Origin of the sequence: Parasphingorhabdus sp., from assembly GCF_048269865.1 — a bacterium.
In the GTDB taxonomy this organism is placed as follows: domain Bacteria; phylum Pseudomonadota; class Alphaproteobacteria; order Sphingomonadales; family Sphingomonadaceae; genus Parasphingorhabdus.
Window position 1 is genome coordinate 38,821 of record NZ_JBLWUA010000008.1, and the last position, 19,300, is coordinate 58,120.

Annotated in this window: 18 protein-coding genes; 8 read left to right on the top strand and 10 right to left on the bottom strand. The window is 60.7% G+C overall.

All coding sequences use genetic code 11. The features are described from left to right. Nucleotides 1–13 precede the first annotated feature (13 nt). On the top strand, nt 14–874 hold the full coding sequence (locus ACN0WW_RS11780; protein ID WP_417612693.1) for an alpha/beta fold hydrolase: 861 nt from the start codon (nt 14–16) through the stop codon (nt 872–874). Next, the gene (locus ACN0WW_RS11785; RefSeq protein WP_417612695.1) at nt 875–2,143 is read left to right on the top strand and encodes a spinster family MFS transporter; all 1,269 of its coding nucleotides are present in this window, start codon (nt 875–877) and stop codon (nt 2,141–2,143) included. 84 nt (nt 2,144–2,227) lie between these two features. On the opposite strand, the gene ACN0WW_RS11790 is transcribed toward ACN0WW_RS11785, so the two are convergent. The 4 genes from ACN0WW_RS11790 to ACN0WW_RS11805 form a co-directional block, all read right to left on the bottom strand. After that, nucleotides 2,228–3,178, bottom strand: coding sequence for a hypothetical protein (locus tag ACN0WW_RS11790; protein ID WP_417612697.1), 951 nt, complete (start codon nt 3,176–3,178; stop codon nt 2,228–2,230). A gap of 133 nt (nt 3,179–3,311) precedes the next feature. Then, complete coding sequence (locus ACN0WW_RS11795) at nt 3,312–3,662, bottom strand: nuclear transport factor 2 family protein (protein ID WP_417612699.1); 351 nt, start codon at nt 3,660–3,662, stop codon at nt 3,312–3,314. 10 nt (nt 3,663–3,672) lie between these two features. Then, nucleotides 3,673–4,659 carry a subclass B3 metallo-beta-lactamase gene (gene bla / locus ACN0WW_RS11800; RefSeq protein ID WP_417612701.1) on the bottom strand — a complete coding sequence of 329 codons (987 nt, stop codon included), beginning with the start codon at nt 4,657–4,659 and terminating at the stop codon, nt 3,673–3,675. A gap of 193 nt (nt 4,660–4,852) precedes the next feature. Then, nucleotides 4,853–5,854: an SDR family oxidoreductase gene (locus tag ACN0WW_RS11805; RefSeq protein ID WP_417612703.1), complete on the bottom strand. Its 1,002-nt coding sequence runs from the start codon at nt 5,852–5,854 to the stop codon at nt 4,853–4,855. Between the two features lie 82 nt (nt 5,855–5,936). Here ACN0WW_RS11805 and ACN0WW_RS11810 point away from each other — a divergent pair, with 82 nt between their 5' ends. Continuing rightward, the gene (locus ACN0WW_RS11810) at nt 5,937–6,761 is read left to right on the top strand and encodes a TauD/TfdA dioxygenase family protein (RefSeq protein ID WP_417612705.1); all 825 of its coding nucleotides are present in this window, start codon (nt 5,937–5,939) and stop codon (nt 6,759–6,761) included. A gap of 15 nt (nt 6,762–6,776) precedes the next feature. Here ACN0WW_RS11810 and ACN0WW_RS11815 read toward each other — a convergent pair whose 3' ends face one another. Genes ACN0WW_RS11815 through ACN0WW_RS11830 form a run of 4 tightly spaced genes read right to left on the bottom strand, consistent with a single transcriptional unit; the run spans nt 6,777 to nt 11,060 of the window. Continuing rightward, complete coding sequence (locus tag ACN0WW_RS11815; RefSeq protein WP_417612707.1) at nt 6,777–7,331, bottom strand: hypothetical protein; 555 nt, start codon at nt 7,329–7,331, stop codon at nt 6,777–6,779. Then, nucleotides 7,328–7,759, bottom strand: a complete 432-nt coding sequence (locus ACN0WW_RS11820) for a hypothetical protein (protein WP_417612709.1) — start codon at nt 7,757–7,759, stop codon at nt 7,328–7,330. Before ACN0WW_RS11820 ends, ACN0WW_RS11815 begins: the two co-directional genes overlap by 4 nt. Further along, the gene (locus ACN0WW_RS11825; RefSeq protein WP_417612711.1) at nt 7,759–8,790 is read right to left on the bottom strand and encodes a DUF6607 family protein; all 1,032 of its coding nucleotides are present in this window, start codon (nt 8,788–8,790) and stop codon (nt 7,759–7,761) included. Before ACN0WW_RS11825 ends, ACN0WW_RS11820 begins: the two co-directional genes overlap by 1 nt. 20 nt (nt 8,791–8,810) lie before the next feature. After that, nucleotides 8,811–11,060, bottom strand: coding sequence for a TonB-dependent hemoglobin/transferrin/lactoferrin family receptor (locus ACN0WW_RS11830; protein ID WP_417612713.1), 2,250 nt, complete (start codon nt 11,058–11,060; stop codon nt 8,811–8,813). A 232-nt stretch (nt 11,061–11,292) separates the two neighbouring features. On the opposite strand from ACN0WW_RS11830, the gene ACN0WW_RS11835 reads away from it, so the two are divergent. From ACN0WW_RS11835 to ACN0WW_RS11845, 3 genes are all read left to right on the top strand, one after another. Continuing rightward, nucleotides 11,293–12,165: an alpha/beta fold hydrolase gene (locus ACN0WW_RS11835; RefSeq protein ID WP_417612715.1), complete on the top strand. Its 873-nt coding sequence runs from the start codon at nt 11,293–11,295 to the stop codon at nt 12,163–12,165. Between the two features lie 156 nt (nt 12,166–12,321). Further along, a complete protein-coding gene (locus tag ACN0WW_RS11840) occupies nt 12,322–12,873 on the top strand; it encodes a cytochrome b (RefSeq protein ID WP_417612717.1) in 552 nt (183 codons plus the stop codon). Between the two features lie 109 nt (nt 12,874–12,982). Further along, nucleotides 12,983–14,311 carry an aromatic ring-hydroxylating oxygenase subunit alpha gene (locus ACN0WW_RS11845; RefSeq protein ID WP_417612719.1) on the top strand — a complete coding sequence of 443 codons (1,329 nt, stop codon included), beginning with the start codon at nt 12,983–12,985 and terminating at the stop codon, nt 14,309–14,311. 281 nt (nt 14,312–14,592) lie between these two features. Here the strand turns inward: ACN0WW_RS11845 and ACN0WW_RS11850 are convergent, their stop codons facing one another. Together ACN0WW_RS11850 and ACN0WW_RS11855 are read right to left on the bottom strand one after the other, a co-directional pair. Then, the gene (locus ACN0WW_RS11850; protein WP_417612721.1) at nt 14,593–16,164 is read right to left on the bottom strand and encodes a cisplatin damage response ATP-dependent DNA ligase; all 1,572 of its coding nucleotides are present in this window, start codon (nt 16,162–16,164) and stop codon (nt 14,593–14,595) included. Beyond that, nucleotides 16,164–17,165 (bottom strand): ligase-associated DNA damage response exonuclease, encoded by a 1,002-nt coding sequence (locus tag ACN0WW_RS11855; RefSeq protein WP_417612723.1) that lies wholly within the window; start codon nt 17,163–17,165, stop codon nt 16,164–16,166. Before ACN0WW_RS11855 ends, ACN0WW_RS11850 begins: the two co-directional genes overlap by 1 nt. Before the next feature lie 258 nt (nt 17,166–17,423). On the opposite strand from ACN0WW_RS11855, the gene ribB reads away from it, so the two are divergent. Both ribB and ribH read left to right on the top strand, forming a co-directional pair. Then, nucleotides 17,424–18,740, top strand: a complete 1,317-nt coding sequence (gene ribB, locus ACN0WW_RS11860; protein WP_417612725.1) for a 3,4-dihydroxy-2-butanone-4-phosphate synthase — start codon at nt 17,424–17,426, stop codon at nt 18,738–18,740. A 117-nt stretch (nt 18,741–18,857) separates the two neighbouring features. Beyond that, nucleotides 18,858–19,280: a 6,7-dimethyl-8-ribityllumazine synthase gene (gene ribH / locus ACN0WW_RS11865; protein WP_417613061.1), complete on the top strand. Its 423-nt coding sequence runs from the start codon at nt 18,858–18,860 to the stop codon at nt 19,278–19,280. The last annotated feature ends 20 nt before the right edge of the window (nt 19,281–19,300 follow it).

Sequence of the window (19,300 nt, forward strand, 5' to 3'; positions counted from 1 at the left end):
ATAGGCACCAATCATGAAATATGCCGACCATGCCTATCGCAGCGCAGACGACCGGCTGACCCTCTACGCCCGTGTATACGGCGGCGAGGGTCAGCCGCTGCTGCTGATGCACGGCCTCACCCGCAATAGCGGCGATTTTGAAGCGCTTGCCGACCATCTGGCGGGACAATATCAACTGATCGTTCCCGATCAGCGCGGACGCGGGCGGTCAGATTATGATCCGCAGCCGGACCATTATAACCCCGCCGTCTATGCAGCCGATATGTTCAAGCTGCTGGATGACCTGTCGATCCCGAAGGCCGGACTGATTGGCACGTCGATGGGCGGGCTGATCGCGATGCTCATGGCTGCGGCGACGCCGGACCGGGCAAGCGGCCTGATCCTGAATGATATCGGCCCGGATGTGGAACAAAGCGGCCTCGACCGGATCCAGAGCTATGTCGGTGCCGGGGAACCGTTCGAAGATTGGGACGCTGCTGCAGCCCATTGCAAGCGAATCAACGGCGATGCCTTTGTCGGCGTCGACGACAGTTTCTGGATGCAATTCGCCCGGCACACCAGCACGGCGCTACCCGATGGACGGATCCAGCCGGCCTATGATCCGGCGATCTCGGCCGGATTCTCCGGAGACAGTGCCAATGTCGCGCCAGCCGACCTTTGGCCGGTGTGGGACCTGCTGGCCGCGATCCCGGTGCTTTCGATCCGGGGGGCGATGTCGGATATTCTGTCGGCGCGAACCGTCGCTGAAATGCAGCGCCGCCACCCACAGGATTTTACCGCCGTCGAAATTCCGGACCGCGGCCATGCGCCGATGCTGGACGAACCGGAAGCCCTCGACGCGATCCACGCCTTTCTTGCCTCACTGGAAAGCTGAATGACAGAGCCCAAAGCTGCGAAAGTCACCTCACCAAATATCGCGCTGGGCATGTTGCTGCTCGTCTATATTTTCAATTTTGTCGATCGCCAGATCCTGGCGATCCTGGCGGGACCGATCCAGGCGGATCTCGGGTTGAGCGACACCCAGATGGGGCTGCTCGGCGGCATCGCCTTTGCCCTGCTCTATTCGACCCTGGCCGTGCCGCTGGCCTGGCTGGCGGACAAGACCAACCGCAGTTGGGTGATCACCATTTCGCTGGCGATCTGGAGCGGATTCACTGCGATCACCGGCCTGGCCCAGGGCTTCTGGTCGATCTTTCTCGCGCGCCTCGGCGTCGGTATCGGCGAGGCCGGGGGCGTCGCCCCTTCCTATGCCGTCATCGCCGACCATTTCCCGAGCGAGAAGCGCGCGCGGGCGCTGGCGATCTATTCTCTCGGCATCCCGCTCGGCTCTGCCACAGGCGTCATCGCCGGCGGCTATATTGCCGCGACCGTCGACTGGCGTCTGGCCTTTTTCGTGGTCGGGCTGGCCGGGCTGATCATCGCGCCCTTCTTCAAATATTTCGTCCGGGACAAGGTGAAACAACCGGTGCCTGCCGATCAGCCTGTGGTGCCCTATAGTTTCAAGGGCACGGTGCGGCTGCTGGCGAGAAAGAAAGCATTCTGGCTTCTGGCCTTTGGCGCGGCCTCCAGCTCGATGCTGGGCTATGGCATTGCCTTCTGGTTGCCCAGCCTGCTGCAGCGCAGCTTTGGTCTCAGCCTGATCGACACCTCGCTGTTTTTCGGAGCCATCTTGCTGATCGGCGGCGTTGCCGGTGTGCTCGGCGGCGGCATGATTGGCGACTGGCTCGGCAAGACGAACAAGGCGGCTTACGGACTGGTTCCGGCAGCCGCCTTCCTGCTGGCGGTGCCGCTGTTTGCCGCCGGGATCATGAGCGGCTCCGCCACCCTCGCCTTCATCCTCTTCCTGATCCCGCAGGCCCTGGCCTATTTCTGGCTGGGCCCGGTCTTGTCGGCGGTCCAGCATCTGGTGCCAGCCGATTCAAGGGCCACTGCCTCGGCGCTGTTTCTGCTGATCAACAATCTGATCGGCATTGGCGGCGGGATATTTTTCCTTGGCGCGCTGTCCGACTTTCTCACGCCGATCTATGGCGAAGACGGGCTGCGCTATTCGATGTTATACTCGCTGATCTTCTATCTCATCGCAGCCGCGCTGATGGCGCTGGCCGCCAAGCCGCTGAAAAGCGAGTGGATCGACGAAGGTTGATTGGAACCCGGTTCGGCCAGCGGTGAGGCCCATGTGCACTTAAGGCAACAAGGATACGAAAGAAAGGCTAGCCGGCAGAACCGCTCAGTCGCCCTTCTCGCTGGTCAACTCCTTCTGGATCCGGTTCAGCATCGCCGCGCTCTGCATTGATGCCGATACATCCGCCGGGGAATGATAGAGCGAACTCAGCAAGATCAGGTCCATTTCACTGACCGACTCCGGCACGTTCGCGCCCTGGTCCTCGAACAGCGCCAATATTGAAAAGGGTGGCGGACTCTGCGCGTCACCGTCGCTGGTATCAATATAGGACCGCATCGCCGCATAATCGGCGATCTGGACGGTGGTCAGATCGACCAGCGCGTCCCGCTCCAGCAACAGGAAAGAGTGGGTCATCGATTGCTGCACCGTGCGCTTAATCCGCGACTTCACGTGCGAATTTAGCGTCGCAACCTCGGTTTTTTCCTGTGCATCGCCGGGCAGAACAACCGCATCATCAGAATTGAACAGCGCGCCATTTTCGGCGGATGATTCCTGAACCCGTTTCCAGCCATAAGCCGGACCGCCCTGATCCGCGATCCGCGCTCTTTCAGGCAATGAAAGAGCGCCAAATACCCGAGGGTTTTTCTTGCGGAGGAGGGATATCGCTTCACTACCGTCCGCGACTACCATGACAAAGATGTTCGGTTTGCACCCCTCGGCCGCAACGGTCATGTCGGCGGCCAGCGCAACACCGCGCATGCGCTCTTCGACTTGCGCAATATTGGCTTTCGACAGACCCGTCACTTTCGGACAGATCGGGCTGGCAAACCGGGCATATTGCCCCTGATGCCGCCCGCCCTTGGGTGGCGCAATCGTGTTCTTGATAAAATCGGCGATGGCGGCTTTCGTCGTCTGGATACCATTGACGACGATATCATCGTCCGGGTCCGGGGGGTCGGTCAACGTCGCGTGCGCGGACGCTGACAAGGTCAGAAGGGCTGTCACAGCAGCGCCGAGGGCCAATCGAAAATTCCGCTTGTCCCGTTTCGCCTGCATCGATTGCTCCTGTTTCTGGGGGAACAAGGTTGCACAGGTCAGGCCGGGTGTAAACAAAGTCCGCCTTTTTCCGGTCTCACAGGCGCCATTGCGTAATATTGTTGCGGTCTATAACCATATATTATCGCTGCAGTCAGCCAGTTGGCGGAACTGCGTAACAGTCGCGGTAGTAGATCAGCTTGCCATCGCGGACTTTATACAGGCCAACGCCCTCGATATCGCCGTCCGGTCTTTTCCACAGCCAGCGCGACCAGGCGACCTGTTCATCGCCGGCGATTTCCAGCACTTCAAAATGCATCTTCTTGTCGGCCAGTTCCCTGGTGAGACGGTGCAGCAGGGCGCTGATCGCTTCTATCCCCTCCACGCGGCCGATTGCCGGATCCTCGAACACCGCATCATCAGCGAACAGCGGGATCAGCTTGCTATAGTCATGGTCATTCTGGATCTCCCAGAACCGCTCGATCAATTGCCTGGCCTGTGCCATCTCGACCCCCTCAATTGGCCATGATTGCGTTATATTTCAGCGTCTGCTTTTGCAGCGCGGCTTCGAAGGCCTGTTCCAGCTTCGCCATCATCGCCGGGAAGCCCTCGCGGTCGACAAAGGCCAGCGGATCGCCCGCTTTCTGCCGTTCGCGCTTGTTGGCCATGCCGGAAAATTCGGGATGGTTGGTCAGGAAAATATCGGGCTTCCAGTCTTTGGTCTTGGCGAACGTCTTGCGATAGTCATCGACAATCCCCTCATATTGCGGTGGCCCGACCAGCCGGTTGGCGGCAACCGTGGCGGAGCAGAAGACCAGCGCCTGATAGGTTTCCCCGCCCTGCACGACCGGGATCGTCCAGCTGGTGCAGCCGCGGCTGTGGCCCGGCGTGATATGAGCGGTCAGCGTGACATCGCCGAGCGTGATCGTCTCGCCGTCGGCAATCGTCCGATCGACCTTGACCGGCGGAGCGTTCATCGCGCTGTCATCTTCCGATCCCAGATAAAAGCCGCCTTCCAGCGCCGAGCGGTCGCCTTCACTGGCGATCAGCTGCGCATCGGTCAGCGCCTTCAGCTCGGCAAGGCCGCCGCTATGATCGAGATGGGCGTGGCTGTTGAGCAGGATTTTCACGTCTTGCGGATCAAAACCAAGCTTGCGGATCGCGTCGGCAACATATTGGCCCTCGCCCGGCATGCCGCCGTCGATCACGATATGACCGGCGCTGGTCGGGATGAAGAACATGCCGAGCCCCTCGGTACCGACAAAATAGATGCCGCTCTTTCCGGTTCCCATGATCTGATAGGGCTCGACCGCGGCATACCAGCTGGGAAAATTTTGCTGCCAGTCGAACTGCTCGGGGATCTCGTCGTCGACCAGATTGGAGATGCTGTCCAGTACGTCCACGTTATTGCTGTCCGGCGCCGCCGAAGCTGCAGGGGAATCCTGCGCTACCGGTGCACAGGCCGCCAGTGCCAAAGCCATGCTTGCCGAAATCAAACGCATATCACTCTCCTCCGTTACCGGATGCTAACCGGCGTGACCGCGATGCGCAATCTTGTCTTTCTGACGCCGCTGCTGCTGGTGAAGCGCGCGGTCTGAAGCGCCTGTGCTCCGCACCTAATGCGGAGCTTTGCCGGGCGAGCAGGTCTGTAGCCGCCAGAGCTCCGCATCGAGTGCGGAGCACATTGCCGCAAGCCTAGGCCCGCCCGTTTACATCCTTGACCCAGGGACCAAAGGGCGAGTTGCCGAGCATCGCCACCTGTGTTTCGGCGCTGACCCTGTTGATTGCCAGCTGTGGCTTCCGGCCCGGATGGACCGGCAGGCGCAGTGGCCGTTTGCCGGGTGCCATCGCGATCACCGCGGCAATCGCGCGCGGCACATCTTTCGGATCGGTGGAGCCGCCGCTGTTGCGCAGCGCGCCGTCGACCAGCGCCTGATAGGCGGCCTTGCGCTCCTCATCGGCGGCTTCCAGCATGGCGGCGGTATATTCATTGCCATTTTCCCAGATCTTCGTCGGATAGCCGCCCGGCTGCACGATCGTCACATCGACGCCGTGCGGAACCAGTTCATAGGCCATTTGCTCGCTCATCGATTCCACCGCGAATTTGGTTGAACTGTACAGCCCCATGCCGGGCACCATCACCCGCCCGAGCTGGGAAGAGACATTGACGATCAGTCCGGATTTTTGCGCGCGCATTTTTGGCAGCGCGGCACGGGCCACCCGCTGGTAGCCCATCACATTGGTGTCGAACAGCCGCTGCATCATCGCCAGGTCCTGCAGCTCGACCGGCGCGCCGGTACCGATCCCGGCATTGTTGATGACGACATCGAGCGCACCACCGTTGAGCCGTTCGGCCTCGGCAACCGCCTGGGCCACGGACTCATCCGACAGGACATCGAGCTCCAATATGGTAATGTCCAGATTCTCGTCTGCTGCGGTCTTTGCCAGCGCCGCCGCTTCGGGACGCGGGAGATTGCGCATCGTGGCGAACACTTTCGCACCCTGTTCGGCATAGAGTATCGCACCCAGATAGCCGAAACCGGAAGAACAGCCGGTGATCAGCACGGCCTTGCCGGTCAGGTCGGGCGTAGCATCGGCCGCGGTGGCCGGTCCGGTTGTGACCGCAAAACCGGTGGCGGCAGAGGCCGCGAGCAACTGGCGACGGTTGAGCGACATCTTAGCATTTTTGTCAGCCATGAGAGGACTCCTAAAAACCAGATCCGCTGCTACACTAACATAAATTCCGCCCCACAGTGAGACGGATTAACAGGAGAACGAAATGCGGATTACCAGAGCCAGCGAGGCAGTGGGTGCAACAGTCGAGGATGTCGATGTCAACGACCTGAGTGACCAGGAATTTGCCGATATCCGCGCTGCCTTTTTTGACCATGGCGCTCTGTTCTTCCGCGACCAGACGCTGACCCCCGAACAACATGTGCGCTTTGCCAAGCGCTGGGGATCGATTGACATCAACCGCTTTTTCCAGGGGCGGCCGGGCTATCCGGAGATTGCCGAAGTGCTCAAGGAGCCCGACCAGAAGCTCAATATCGGTGGCGGCTGGCATACCGACCACAGCTATGACCAGGCACCGGCCATGGGTTCGATCCTCTACGCGCTGGACATTCCGCCAACCGGTGGCGACACCCTGTTTGCCGGAATGGCAGCGGCCTATGAAGCGCTGGATGATGATATGAAGAACCGGATCAAGGATCTGAAAGCACGCCACGGCAATGCCCATATTTTTGGTGAGGAAAGCAAATATCGCAAGGCAGTGGGCGACCGCTATACCAACGCCGATCGGGCCGGGCAGACCGCCGTCCATCCGGTGGTGCTGACCCACCCGGAATCGGGCGCCAAGGGGCTATATGTCAATCCCGGCTTCACGCTGGAAATCGTTGGCATGGAGCCAGACGAGAGCAAGGCCCTGCTGCAACAGCTATATGACCATATCGGACAAGACCGCTTCCACCACCGCCACAAATGGCGCGAGGGCGATCTGGCCATGTGGGATAACCGGGCGACCTGGCATTACGCCCTGAACGACTATCAGGGCCATCGCCGCTATCTCAACCGGATCACGATCGAGGGTGTGGCTCTGGCCTAGCCCGTCAGTCCGGGATCAGAGGACAAAGCCCAGAAGCAGAAAGGCTCCGGTTCCCAGCGCCAAGGCCCCAAGGGTCTTGCGGCGATAGGCCTTGGCCATCAATCCGACGATCAGGCCACCGACAATGACCAGAAACAGGACGATGCCAGCGATGATCTGGTAGGTTTTGAAAATGGCGGGGCCGTGGCCCTTGTGCAATTCCATCAGAGCATATTGCAGGCCGGGCTTGTGCAGCGAGGCCTGCAATCCGTCCGGCGTCTGGTTGATTCGAACAAAGGTCCGCGAGGTCGGCCGCGTGGTCATCCTGCCATCGCGGCTGCGGACGCTTTCAATATCCAGATGGATATTCCGGGCGGCCAGAATGGCCTCGATATCCTGCTTCAGCGTCGGGCTGTCCGGATCCAGCCTTGTATCTGACGGCAAGAGGATATCGCTATCTTCAATCGATGGTTCGACGCCCGCCAGGTCGAGCGCACCGGTGACGCCGACCATCAGGAAAGACGGGGCCAGAAAGGAGGCGAGAAACAGATGCGCCAGGATCAGCAGGTTTCGGGTTTTGACTTTGTTCACTCACATCTTCCTCGCCGCGTGAAGCGGCTGACAAATCTTTCAATATTGCGATACAGCTGCATGCGGTCGGCTGGAGCGATCATTTCCCCGAGCAGCGCATGAAACGGTCCGGTCTGCCCTTGCACCACAGCGGTGATCAGGTCGACCAGCAATATTTCATCATAGCTAGTCTCGCGGCAGCAGGGGCGGTGGACCGTGATCGGATCGGGCCAGCAATCGCTCATCGTCTCGATGATATCCGTAAAATAGACCGCTGCCGCATCGTCGCCCAGTTGTCGGGCCAGACAGGGTGCCGGATTCTGCTTTTTCGGCGACGCCAATATTGTCAGCCGCAGAGCGACGATGATCCGGACCTGAGCCGCCGGCATGGCGGCGAGAACGGGTCTCGCCGCCAGCGACCGCACCAGGGCCGATACCTGCTCTGCCATCAATAGTCCGCCGGACCGGACCCCGCCGACGCAGCCGAATGGCCGGATTGCGCGAGCGTGGCGCCTTGAATTAACGCGCGCGCTTCCTTCACCGCATCCGCTTCGGTCAGTTTGCCTTCCGAGAGCTCGGTGCCAATTGTCAGCAGCCGGGCGCTGATCACGGTTCCGTTCTCCGCTTCCTCTTCGACCGTCACGCCGCCACTGGCCGCGATCACCCCATCCCAGGCGTCGCGCACCTGCTGCCAATAGCCTTTGGTTTTCGCCCAATAGTCGTCCGCCGCGCTGACCTTATAGCCGTCGAACTTCTTATAGGTATTGAGCACCGATTCCTGGACATAGGGCACGGCCTTGCCGGCGGCCGTCTTCATCTTTGTATTGTCCTGCCAGTGGATCCAGCCGTCAGGCGTCGGCTGGTGGCGATTGATCCCCTGATAATGATCATAGACGGGATGGCGCACTGCATCGCGCCGAGCCATTGGCCGGGCGGTCATGTCGCTGGTCCAGCGGCGAACACCGTTGACCGTCTCCCATTTGCCCAGGCCGCCATAGCGCGGACTGTCATCGACCTGCCAGACGGTTTGCGACCAGACACCATTCCGCTCCGCTGCAGGTACATCGCGGTTCACCCATGTCCCGGCCTCTTTGTACACCAGCACCTTCGCCGGTTCATAGGTCCAGTCCTGCCGCCAGTGCTTGATGACAAAGATGTTACCCTCATACTCAGCGACCAGAAGGTGCTGCAGGACGATTTCCCGGCCGGTATCCTTGATCACCCGGACGCTTTCGTGGCCGCCGGCAATCTTGGCGTCAATTGGCTTGTAATCGTCGCGCCAGGGCGTCGTTTCTGTCATGTCGAAGCGGACTTTATAATCCCCGGCCATTGCCAATATATCGGCCCGGTCCTGTTCGAAGGACGCCTGCTCGTTGGCTGAGGCGCTCTGCTGCTGATCGGTGGCAGCCAGCGCCGGTGATGTCGCCATGGCCAGAGCCAGCAGAGCGGCACCGATCCGTGTTTTCCAGTTGATATGCATTGGTATTTCTCCCCTTTTAGTTAGAATGAAAGGCTCAGCGAAACGCTGGCGTTGCGCCCCGGCTGGGTGAAAGCGTCGGTGATCGGGGACGTCGCCGCCAATCCCCTGACGTCGCTCCACAGCGCGTATTTCTGGTTGGTGATATTGAAGATTCCCGCGCGGATTTTCGCATATTCGGTGATCCGGACGAAAGTGGTCGCGTCGAGAATTGTGGATTCTTGCGGACGGAAGCACGCGGCCGAGCAGACGCCGACGGTCTCATTGGCTTCCTTGCGGGCATTATAGCTGACGATCAGCTCGCCGCCGAAGGCACCGCTCGGTTCCCGATAGCCCACGCCCAGGATCGCATTGAGCGGGTCGATCGTCGACAGCGATGTCGGCGGACTGTTCGGCGACTTGACCGTGCCGTCGGCGAAGGCAATGGCGAAGCGCGCCCGGAAACCGTTGTCCGCTTCATAGCTGGCTTTCGCCTCGACGCCTTTGACCGTCACGCTGTCCAGATTGACGAACTGATAGAGCGCCGGGTCGGACGGCGTGAAGCTGCCGGACACCTGTTCCTGACTGATAAAGTCGTCATAATCGGCTGTGAATGCCGTCAACGTCAGGCTGACTCCATCGGCGGCATAGCGGATACCGGCCTCGAAACTGTCACTGGTTTCGGGTCCCAGGTCCGGGTTGGCCAGAGACGAATAGCCGTAGGCGAGATTTTCGAAGAAATTATTGACCTGGCTAGGCGTCGGCGCCCGGAAGCCGCGGGCATAATTACCGAACAGACGGACATCGCCGAGCCGAACCACCGCGCCCAGTTTGGGCGAGAGTTTCGAACCGTCCTGCCCGCTCGGCGTGAATCCGGGAAGCAGCGGATCATCGGTTGGGTCGAGATCATAAAAATCGTAGCGAAGGGCCGGATAGAGCGTCACCAGGCCGTCGCCAAACTCGATCGCGTCTCCAATATAGAAGCCGCCGAGGGTGAAATCGGTCTTCGGAAAGGCGCGGGCCGGGAAAACCTCGCCGGCCGGGGGTTCGGTGCCGTCGCGCAGGCCTTGCTGCGTGGTCTTGCTGATATCGCCGCCGAACGTCAGCGTGTGTTTTACCGAGCCGGTCTGGAAGGCGGTCCGGAAATCGGCGACAGCGCCGAATGCTTCATTGTCAAAGGTGTTCAGCCGTTCCCGGTCGGGGCGCGGGGTTGAGCCTATTGGTGTGCGCTCTTCCAGCGCAAATTGACGGTCCTTGCCATCCTGCCAATAGGCGGCGAGATGGGCATAGTCGATGAATCCGGACCCCTCTTCGCCGGCATCATAGGTATAATCGATTGAGGCCCGTACGCGTTTGGTCCGGTCCTGTGCGGTTACACGGTCGACGATCCAGCTCGGCGTCGGGCCAAACAGAAACACCGGGCCGCGACCGGACAACACATCAGAGAACAGGTCCCGCTCCAGATATTCGCCGGTCAGACGCACTTTATGCGTGCCACTGTTCCAGACAATCTTGCCGAGAAAGGCATTGGAATCCCCCTCCTGCGGATTGGGCGTGGTGCGGGTTTCATCTTCGGTGTCGATCGTGCCTCGGTTATCGAGTTCTTGAAAATCCCGGCGCGAATAGGCCAGCATCGCCGAAAAGTCTCCGGCCCGGCCCGCCAGCGCCACGGTTTCGGAAAATTCCTCATCCGCCGAGCTATATTGTGCCCGGGCAAAGCCGCCGACACTGTTGCCGTCACTGATAAAGTCGACCGGATCCGAGGTAATGAAGCTGACGGCGCCGGACAGCCCATCGCTGCCGTAGAGCGCCGAAGCAGGACCGCGCAGGATTTCGACCGACTTGATCAGCCCGACATCGGTGGCATTGCCGCGCCCCACTTCCTGCGCGCCAAAGGTGAAGCCCTGGGGAGAGCGGATGCCATCGACCTGGATCAGTACCCGGTTGCCGCCGATGCCGCGAATGTTGAAATCTTCATTGCCCGCGCGGCCGGTTGTGCCGAGGGCTGCACCAAAGCGCGCCGGGGCCCGGCGTACCGTCACGCCCGGTTCAAAGCGCACGATGTCCCGCACATCGGTCGCCATTTCATCGGCGATCTGCTCCTGATCGATGACCGTCACGGTGGCGGGAGCATCCACCACTTCGACCGGTGCGCGGGTCGCGGTCACCGTGATCGTATTATCGTCAACAAAACCAGCCTCACCCGCGTCAGCAGCAAGCGCGGCCTGGGACAGGCTCAAGGCCAGAAAACTGCTGGTGATTGCCATGCCCCGCCGCCGGAAGTTCGATTTCATAGATGCGCCCCTGTTGTTATTGCTATTGATAATGATTCGCATTTGTAATTAGGGATGTGCGGCGCGATCTGTCAAACAATTATTGGAAATTGATAAAAAAGGCCGGATTTCGGGGAGGCGTTCCGGGGCAGCCACTCAACCGCCGGACCCGCGCCTGACCAATGTCTTGTCGAAACCGGTCCGCACCATTACAGGCAGGAAACAAATCTCACTTTCTGCAACGGAATCGCCCATGACCCTGATCGGCCCCGCCTCGCACAGCTATTTCTCCCAGCGGCTTCGCCTGCACTATGCCGACTGGGGCAATGAGGAGAAGCCACCGCTGATACTGCTGCACGGCGGCAAGGATCATTGCCGCAACTGGGACTGGACAGCGCAGGCATTGCGTGACGACTGGCATATCATCTGCCCTGACATCCGCGGTCATGGCGACAGCCAGTGGAGCACCGACGGCAATTATGCGCCGATGGCGATGGTCACCGATCTGGCGCAGCTGATCCATCAGCTCGATCTGTCGCCCGTCACCATCGTCGCGCACAGCATGGGCGGCAATATCGCGATGCGCTACACCGGCCTTTATCCCGATACAGTGCGCAAGCTGGTCGCCATCGAGGGGATGGGCCCGAGCCCGGAAATGCTGGCCGAGCGTGAGAAAATCGGCCCCCTGCAACGAGTCCGCAATTCGATCGAGGAAAAGCGGAAGGCCGCTGGCCGGCAAGTGAAACGCTATCCGACCTTTGATGATGCGCTGAAGCGGATGCAGGAAGCCAACCAGCATCTGTCCGACGAACAGGCCCGGCATCTGACCACCCATGCGGTGATCCGCAACGAGGACGGCAGCTACAGCTGGAAATTCGATCCCTATGTCCAGCACTGGGACAGCATCGATCTCAGCCAGGAGGCGATTCAGCAATTGTGGCGCGATATCAGCTGTCCGACACAGCTCCACTATGGTGCCGACAGCTGGGCCAGCAATCCGGAAAAAGACGGCCGGATGCAATATTTCGGTGACAATGTGACGGTGAAGGAATTTCAGCAGGCGGGTCACTGGCTGCACCATGACCAGTTCGATCTGTTTGTGAAGACGCTTCGGGATTTCCTTTGACCACAATCGCGGGACCGTTGGTCATTCAGAAGAGTGGCAGCGCTGTCAGCAACCATGCTATGGCGCGGACCTGTCAGTATATTACCGGACTATAAGCCAATAGCGGCTGCCGGTAACATGCGCCGACTGGACCGCATGGAAAGGGAGAGAAAGAATATGTCAGAAACACCCGCCCGCTACGCCTCGCTTTCCATCTTTCTGCATTGGGTGATGCTGCTGCTGATCATCGCGGTCTATAGCTGTATCCTGCTGCACGAATCCTTCCCCAAGGGCAGTGACATTCGCGCCGATCTGAAGACCTGGCATTTTATGCTGGGCCTGTCGGTGCTGGCGCTGGTGATCATCCGGATCGTGGCCCGGCTGCTGACGGCGAAACCGCCGATCAAGCCGGAACCACCAGCGTGGCAAGTCCTGCTCGCCAAAATCACGCATATCGGCCTCTATGTTTTCATGCTGGCAATGCCGCTGCTGGGCTGGGCCATCCTCAGCGCGGCCGACGCGACCATCCCGTTCTTCGGACTCGAGCTCCCCGCGCTGATCGCGCCAGACAAGGCGCTGGCCGGACAGATCAAGGAAGTGCACGAAACGATCGCTACGATCGGCTATTTCCTGATCGGTCTGCACGCCCTGGCGGCGCTATTCCATCACTATGTGGTCAAGGACAATACGTTCCGCCGCATGTGGCCGGGAAAACGCTCGACGCGATAACGGTCGGTCCGCTGCCCACGCCAGCCGCCCGGCGCTGGTAAAAGTGCTACTGCCTAGAACGCCGGCAAAGGCCTAGCCTGACAAAAAGACAATGTTGGGAGACGGTGCCATGCTCAAGGCAAGCGAAGTGACGTCCGTGCCGATCGATGGCGATCGCTATCATGATCCGCGACACGCGCAGGTCGAGAGTGATCAGATCTGGCGCAAGTCATGGCTGCTGGCGGCGCTGGCAAGCGATCTCGAGCAACCGAAGAGCACCGTCACCTTTGATATCGGCCATGACTCGATCATCATTGCCCGCGCCAGTGACGGCGCGCTTCACGGCTATCACAATGCCTGCACCCATCGCGGCACGCGGCTGCTGGAAGAGGGTATCAGTCGAACGCCACTGATCACCTGCCCCTATCATGCCTGGTGCTTCAATCTCGACGGCAAGCTGCGCGGCGCGCCCGATCCAGACAGTTTTGCCGAGGGCCTGCCCGCCGACCGCCTCCGGCTGAAGCCGGTCCGGCTGGAAACGTGGCAGGGATTTGTGTTTATCAATATGGATCCGGATGCCGAGCCACTGAACGAGTTTCTCGGCAAGATGGTGGAGCGGGCAGCGCCCTACCAGATTGCAAAGATGGACCTGATCGAGGACCAGACGGTCAGCGTCGACTGCAACTGGAAGGCGATGATCGACAATTTCTCCGAACTTTATCATGTCGATCATATCCATCCGCAGCACAAACGGTTCGTCGACTGCCCCGGTGCCACGGACGAGCTGTTCGAACAGGGCCATACCGGCCTGTACGTGCCGGGCTTCGTCACCGACAGCCGTTATCCGGTGCCGGACAAGCCGACCGACTATCAGGAAATGCAGCTGACCGCGCTCGGCATGGATGCCAGCGAATTTGTCGGCCGGGTGGCGGAGATTCCGGCGGCGATCACCAAGGCCAAGCGCGAGCAGAGCGGCAAGAACGGCTATGATTATTCGGCGCTGTCCGACGAACAGCTGACCACCGTGTTTCAATATAATCTGTTCCCGAACATCATCCTGTCCGGTTCGCCGGAAGGCCTGTGGATGATGCGCTCGCGTCCGCACCCCGATGATCCGTCAAAATCCTTTCTCGACAAGTGGACGCTGCAGCTCAACCCCGATCCGGCGCTCGGCGGTGCATCGGAGCATAAGCAGACGATGCACGGCGCGAGTGGCAATAGTGAAATCATCGAAGGCCGTGTGACCCGCGACTGTTTTGACTATGGCGCAATATTGTCTGGCGACAAGAGCATGACCGACACCATAGATCAGGACATCAGCCTCCTCGCCCGGGTCCAGGCCGGCGCCCGGTCAAGCGGCTTCGACCGCGCCTGGCTCAGCGATCAGGAACTTCGCGTGGCGCATTTCCATGATGCGCTGAATGAGACGTATCGGGATGCGGGGTTGTTGGAGGACTAAATCCTTCTCCCGTGAGGGAGAAGGATACGTAATCTTGCTGCCGGAGCTTCAGCGGAGGCGGCTAGATGGAGTTGGATGAGGGTGTTCTGCCGGTGGGCAATTGTACCACCGCAGCCTCAGTACACCCTCACCCAGCTGCGACTAGGCAGCAAGCTGCCAAGTCTGCGCGTCCAGTTTGCTTCGGCTTCAGGTCGAAACGATCCCCCAGATCGTTTCTAAAACATGCTGGGAGCATGTTTTACCCGAAGCAGAAGCAAACTCCCTGAAGGGAGAGGGGTCTCTCAGGAAATCATCCCCCGCAGGGTCGCGATGCGGTCTGCTTCTTCCGCTGGCTTGTCCTTGCGGATGCGGTGGATGCGCGGGAAGCGCATGGCGAGGCCGGACTTGTGGCGCTTGCTCTCGTGGATCGAGTCGAACGCAACTTCCAGCACCAGCGACTTTGCCACCTCGCGCACCGGGCCGAAGCGGTTCAGCGTATTCTGCCGGACAAAGCGGTCGAGCCATTTCAGTTCCTCGTCGGTAAAGCCGGAATAGGCCTTGCCGACCGGCAACAATTCGCCGTCCTCGGTCCAGCAGCCGAACGTATAGTCGGAATAAAAAGAGGCGCGGCGGCCATTGCCACGCTGCGCGTACATCATCACGCAGTCGGCGTTGAGCGGGTCGCGCTTCCACTTGTACCAGTGACCAGTAACCCGGCCCGCCAGATAGGGGCTTTCGCGGCGCTTCAGCATCACGCCCTCGATCGCCGCATCGCGGGCGCCCGCGCGCATCGTCTCCAGCGCGGCAAAGTCATCGACATCGACCACCGCCGACAGGTCAAAATGATCGGCATTGAGCTTCGGCACAAAGGTCTCGAGGCGCTCGCGCCGCTGGTGCCAGGGCAGCATCCGCAGATCTTCCTCGCCTTCTATCAGCAGGTCGTAGATCCGGACAAAGGCCGGAAACTCCTGCCGCATCTTTTTCGAGACGGTCTTGCGGCCCAGCCGCTTCTGCAGCGCGTTGAAGCTGGCCGCCTCGCCGCCCTGGTCGGTGCCGCGCACCAATAGCTCGCCGTCGATCACCCCGTCGCGGTCAAAGGCCTCGACCACATCGGGAAAGGCCGCGCTGATATCGTCGCCGCCGCGGCTGTAGAGCCGGGTCTCGCCGCCGAGATGCACCGCTTCCACCCGAATACCGTCCCATTTCCACTCGACGGCATATTCACCGAGATCGAGGCTGTCGCCCTCGAACGGGTGCGACAGCATGAACGGGCGGAAAAAGGGGGTGGTCGACAGGTCGGGCCGCTTGCCGCCCTCCTCCGCCCAGCGGAACAGCGCTTCATAAGGGGGATCGAGCGCGTGCCACAGTTCCTCGACATCGTCGAGCGGCACCTCGAACGCTTGCGCAAAAGCGGTCTTGGCCAGCCGTGCCGACACTCCGACCCGCATTCCGCCCAGCGCCAGTTTCAGCATCGCATAGCGGCTGTTGGCATCCATGGCGTCGAGCAGGGAAGCGACGACATCAGGCGCACTGGCCCGCGTGGTGGCGGACAGCGCCTGCACGACCTCGTCAACGCTCGGGTCGCTCTGTTCCCGGTCCTCGGCTTCTGGCCAGATCAGCGCCACGGTCTCGGCGGTATCGCCGACATGGTGGCGCGACAGGCGGAACAGTTCCGGATCGATCCTTGTCCCGGCGAGATTGCGGATGGTAGCGGACTTGACCGCCGGGAAGTCGATACTGTCGGTGAGCGCCGCCAGCGCCCAGCCGCGATCGGGATCGGGCGTCGCGCGCAGATAGGCCGCGATCGCCGCCAGCTTGGCGTTGCGTGAGCGCGTGTAGATCAGACTGTCGATCAGGGCGGCAAAGCGGCGCATCAGCCGTCATCCCCGTCTTCGCGCCCGACCATTGCCAGCGCCCGCGCCTTGATCTGGTGCAGCTCGCACCAGCGCAGCAGGCCGTCCTCGCTGCCATGGGTGATCCAGGTTTCCTTCGGCGCCAGCTCGCGGATCGTGCCAGTCAGCTCGTCCCAGTCGGCGTGGTCGGAGATCACCAGCGGAATTTCGACCCCGCGCTGCCGTGCTCTTCCCCGTACCCGCATCCAGCCGGAGGCCATCGCGGTGACCGGGTTGGGCAGCCGGCGGCTCCACTTGTCGATCAGCGCCGATGGCGGGCAGATGATGATCTGGCCACGCATCTCTTCCTTTGGCGTGTCCATCACCAGCCGCAATTCGCCGAGCGACACACCGAGCTCTTCATAGAGTTCGCACATCCTGACCTGAGCGCCGTGCAGATAGATCGGCTGGTCCCAGCCCGCGCGGCGCAGCTCTGCGATCACTCGCTGCGCCTTGCCCAGCGCATAGGCACCGACCAGCAGGCTATGATCCGGCTCGGCGTCCAGCCGGGCAAATATCTTGTCGATCTCGCCTTTGATCGGCGGATGTTTGAACACCGGCAGGCCAAAGGTCGCCTCGGTGATGAAAATATCGCAGGGCACCGGCTCGAACGGCGCGCAGGTCGGATCGGGCCGCCGCTTGAAATCGCCGGTGACCACTACCCGCTCGCCGTCATATTCCATCAGCACCTGCGCCGAACCCAGCACATGGCCGGCCGAATGCAGACTGAAGCGCACGCCGCCGCGCTCAAAGCCCTTGCCATAGCCAAGCGGCGTTCCCGCATCGGTGCCATAGCGCAGCCCCATGATCGCCAGCGTCTCCGGCGTCGCCCAGACCTCCCCATGCCCGCCGCGCGCATGATCGGCATGGCCATGGGTGACGACGGCTTGCTTCTTGGGCACGGACGGATCGATCCAGATATCAGCAGGGCGCACATAAATGCCCTGCGGGTGCGGCTCGATCCAATGTTTCGCTTTGGCCATTGTGAGATAGCGTATTGGAGAGGGAAAGGTTCCGGTTGAGGGCGAATGGATACGGCAGGATTTGTCGTCATCCTGAACTTGTTTCAGGATCTCTGGTGGCAAAACCGGAAGATAATGGCTAGAGGGACGGGGTCCTGAAACAAGTTCAGGATGACGAGATCATCGCACAGCGTGTGAACTCAATGTGATATTGCCCCTAGACGCATCACATCATGATGTGATAGCGAATATCCAATATCACATTGAAAGGCCGAGTCCATGAGCAAAATCCTGATCGAGCAACTGATCGAACTGATCGAGTCCGGCAAGGAAACCCGGGCTGGGCTGGCGCGGGCCGCCGGTCTGCATGCGAACAGCCTGCGCAGTCTGGGCCAGGAAGACTGGAATCCGACGGCGGAAACGCTGGGCAAGCTGGAGACCTATCTGGCGCGCGGCGGCAGCAGCGTGATGGCGACGGCGGAAGAGATTATCAACGAGGCGCGCAACGGGCGGATGTATATTCTGGTCGATGACGAGGACCGGGAGAATGAGGGCGACCTGATCATTCCGGCACAGATGGCGACGCCCGATGCGATCAACTTCATGGCCAAATATGGTCGCGGGCTGATCTGTCTGGCGATGACTCGCGACCGGGTCGAGGAGCTGGGCCTCGACATGATGAGCCAGAATAACCGCGGCGCCTATGAAACCGCCTTCACCACCTCGATCGAAGCGCGCGACGGTGTCACCACCGGGATCAGCGCTGCCGACCGCGCGCGCACCGTGGCGGTGGCGATTGACCGGACCAAGGGCAAGGACGAGATTGTCACCCCTGGCCATGTCTTCCCGCTGCAGGCGCGCAATGGCGGCGTGCTGGTCCGCGCTGGCCATACCGAAGCGGCGGTCGATGTCTCGCGGCTGGCTGGCCTCAACCCTTCGGGCGTGATCTGCGAGATCATGAAGGACGACGGCGAGATGGCCCGGCTCGATGACCTGATCGAATTTGCCCAGAATCATCGCATGAAGATCGGCACGATCCGCGACCTGATTGCCTATCGCCTGCGTCACGATCATCTGACCGAGCGCCGCGAAGAAGCGCGTTTCACCAGCCGCTGGGGTGGCGAGTGGAACGCGATCACTTTCTACAACACCGCGACCGAGAGCGAACAGATCGTGCTGCAGAAAGGCCATGTCGATCCGGACAAGCCGACGCTGGTGCGGATGCACGCAACCGCGATCTTCGCCGACCTGTTCGGTCAAGACACGGGCCGCGCCAATATGCTGCAGCAATCGATGAAGATCATCGGTGAAGAAGGCGCGGGCGTCATCGTATTCATCAGCCCGCGTGTGCCCGATCTCTATTCGCGGCAGGTGCTCAGCCTGGCCGGTGGCAAACCGCCGCCGATGGACCAGCTGCGCGACTATGGCGTGGGCGCGCAGATCCTCAGCGAACTGGGTGTTCAGGATATGGAATTGCTGACCAATACCAGCCATGATCTGGTCGGTCTCGATGCTTATGGTCTGCGGATCATCGGGCAGCGGGCGGTGCCGGCCGACGATGGCAGTGCGGCGAACAAGGAACTGGAGACGGCGTGAGTCACCCATCATCCCGATAATCAACCGTCATCCTGAACTCGTTTCAGGATCTCGTGCGACAAACCCACCAGATCCTGAAACGAGTTCAGGATGACGAATTTGAAAGAGAAACAAACTATGGCAAAATTCCTGATCGTCGAAGCGCGGTTTTACGACCATCTGAACGATATGCTAATTGAAGGGGCGACCGACGCGCTGAAAGCCGCCGGCCATGAGCATGAGGTGATCACGGTACCGGGCGCCCTCGAGATTCCCGGCGCGATTTCGCTGGCGATCGACAGCGAACGCTATGACGGCTTTGTCGCAATCGGCGTGGTGATCCGTGGAGAGACCTATCATTTTGAGATTGTGGCTGGTGAAAGTGCGCGGGGCATCATGGCGCTGACCATGGACGGCGCGGCGATCGGCAATGGCATCATTACCACGGAAAATGAGGAGCAGGCGCTGGCGCGCGCCGACAAGACGCGCAAAAACAAGGGCGGCGAGGCCGCCCTTGCTGCAATTTCAATGTACGAACTGGGTTTGAAATTCACCGACTAGCAGCAGCAAATATGTGACCC

Coding starts and splice junctions, on each gene's coding strand:
- ACN0WW_RS11780 (WP_417612693.1), top strand. CDS start 14: ATGAAATATGCCGACCATGCCTATCGCAGCGCAGACGACCGGCTGACC.
- ACN0WW_RS11785 (WP_417612695.1), top strand. CDS start 875: ATGACAGAGCCCAAAGCTGCGAAAGTCACCTCACCAAATATCGCGCTG.
- ACN0WW_RS11790 (WP_417612697.1), bottom strand. CDS start 3,178: ATGCAGGCGAAACGGGACAAGCGGAATTTTCGATTGGCCCTCGGCGCT.
- ACN0WW_RS11795 (WP_417612699.1), bottom strand. CDS start 3,662: ATGGCACAGGCCAGGCAATTGATCGAGCGGTTCTGGGAGATCCAGAAT.
- bla (WP_417612701.1), bottom strand. CDS start 4,659: ATGCGTTTGATTTCGGCAAGCATGGCTTTGGCACTGGCGGCCTGTGCA.
- ACN0WW_RS11805 (WP_417612703.1), bottom strand. CDS start 5,854: ATGGCTGACAAAAATGCTAAGATGTCGCTCAACCGTCGCCAGTTGCTC.
- ACN0WW_RS11810 (WP_417612705.1), top strand. CDS start 5,937: ATGCGGATTACCAGAGCCAGCGAGGCAGTGGGTGCAACAGTCGAGGAT.
- ACN0WW_RS11820 (WP_417612709.1), bottom strand. CDS start 7,759: ATGGCAGAGCAGGTATCGGCCCTGGTGCGGTCGCTGGCGGCGAGACCC.
- ACN0WW_RS11825 (WP_417612711.1), bottom strand. CDS start 8,790: ATGCATATCAACTGGAAAACACGGATCGGTGCCGCTCTGCTGGCTCTG.
- ACN0WW_RS11830 (WP_417612713.1), bottom strand. CDS start 11,060: ATGAAATCGAACTTCCGGCGGCGGGGCATGGCAATCACCAGCAGTTTT.
- ACN0WW_RS11835 (WP_417612715.1), top strand. CDS start 11,293: ATGACCCTGATCGGCCCCGCCTCGCACAGCTATTTCTCCCAGCGGCTT.
- ACN0WW_RS11840 (WP_417612717.1), top strand. CDS start 12,322: ATGTCAGAAACACCCGCCCGCTACGCCTCGCTTTCCATCTTTCTGCAT.
- ACN0WW_RS11845 (WP_417612719.1), top strand. CDS start 12,983: ATGCTCAAGGCAAGCGAAGTGACGTCCGTGCCGATCGATGGCGATCGC.
- ACN0WW_RS11850 (WP_417612721.1), bottom strand. CDS start 16,164: ATGCGCCGCTTTGCCGCCCTGATCGACAGTCTGATCTACACGCGCTCA.
- ACN0WW_RS11855 (WP_417612723.1), bottom strand. CDS start 17,165: ATGGCCAAAGCGAAACATTGGATCGAGCCGCACCCGCAGGGCATTTAT.
- ribB (WP_417612725.1), top strand. CDS start 17,424: ATGAGCAAAATCCTGATCGAGCAACTGATCGAACTGATCGAGTCCGGC.
- ribH (WP_417613061.1), top strand. CDS start 18,858: ATGGCAAAATTCCTGATCGTCGAAGCGCGGTTTTACGACCATCTGAAC.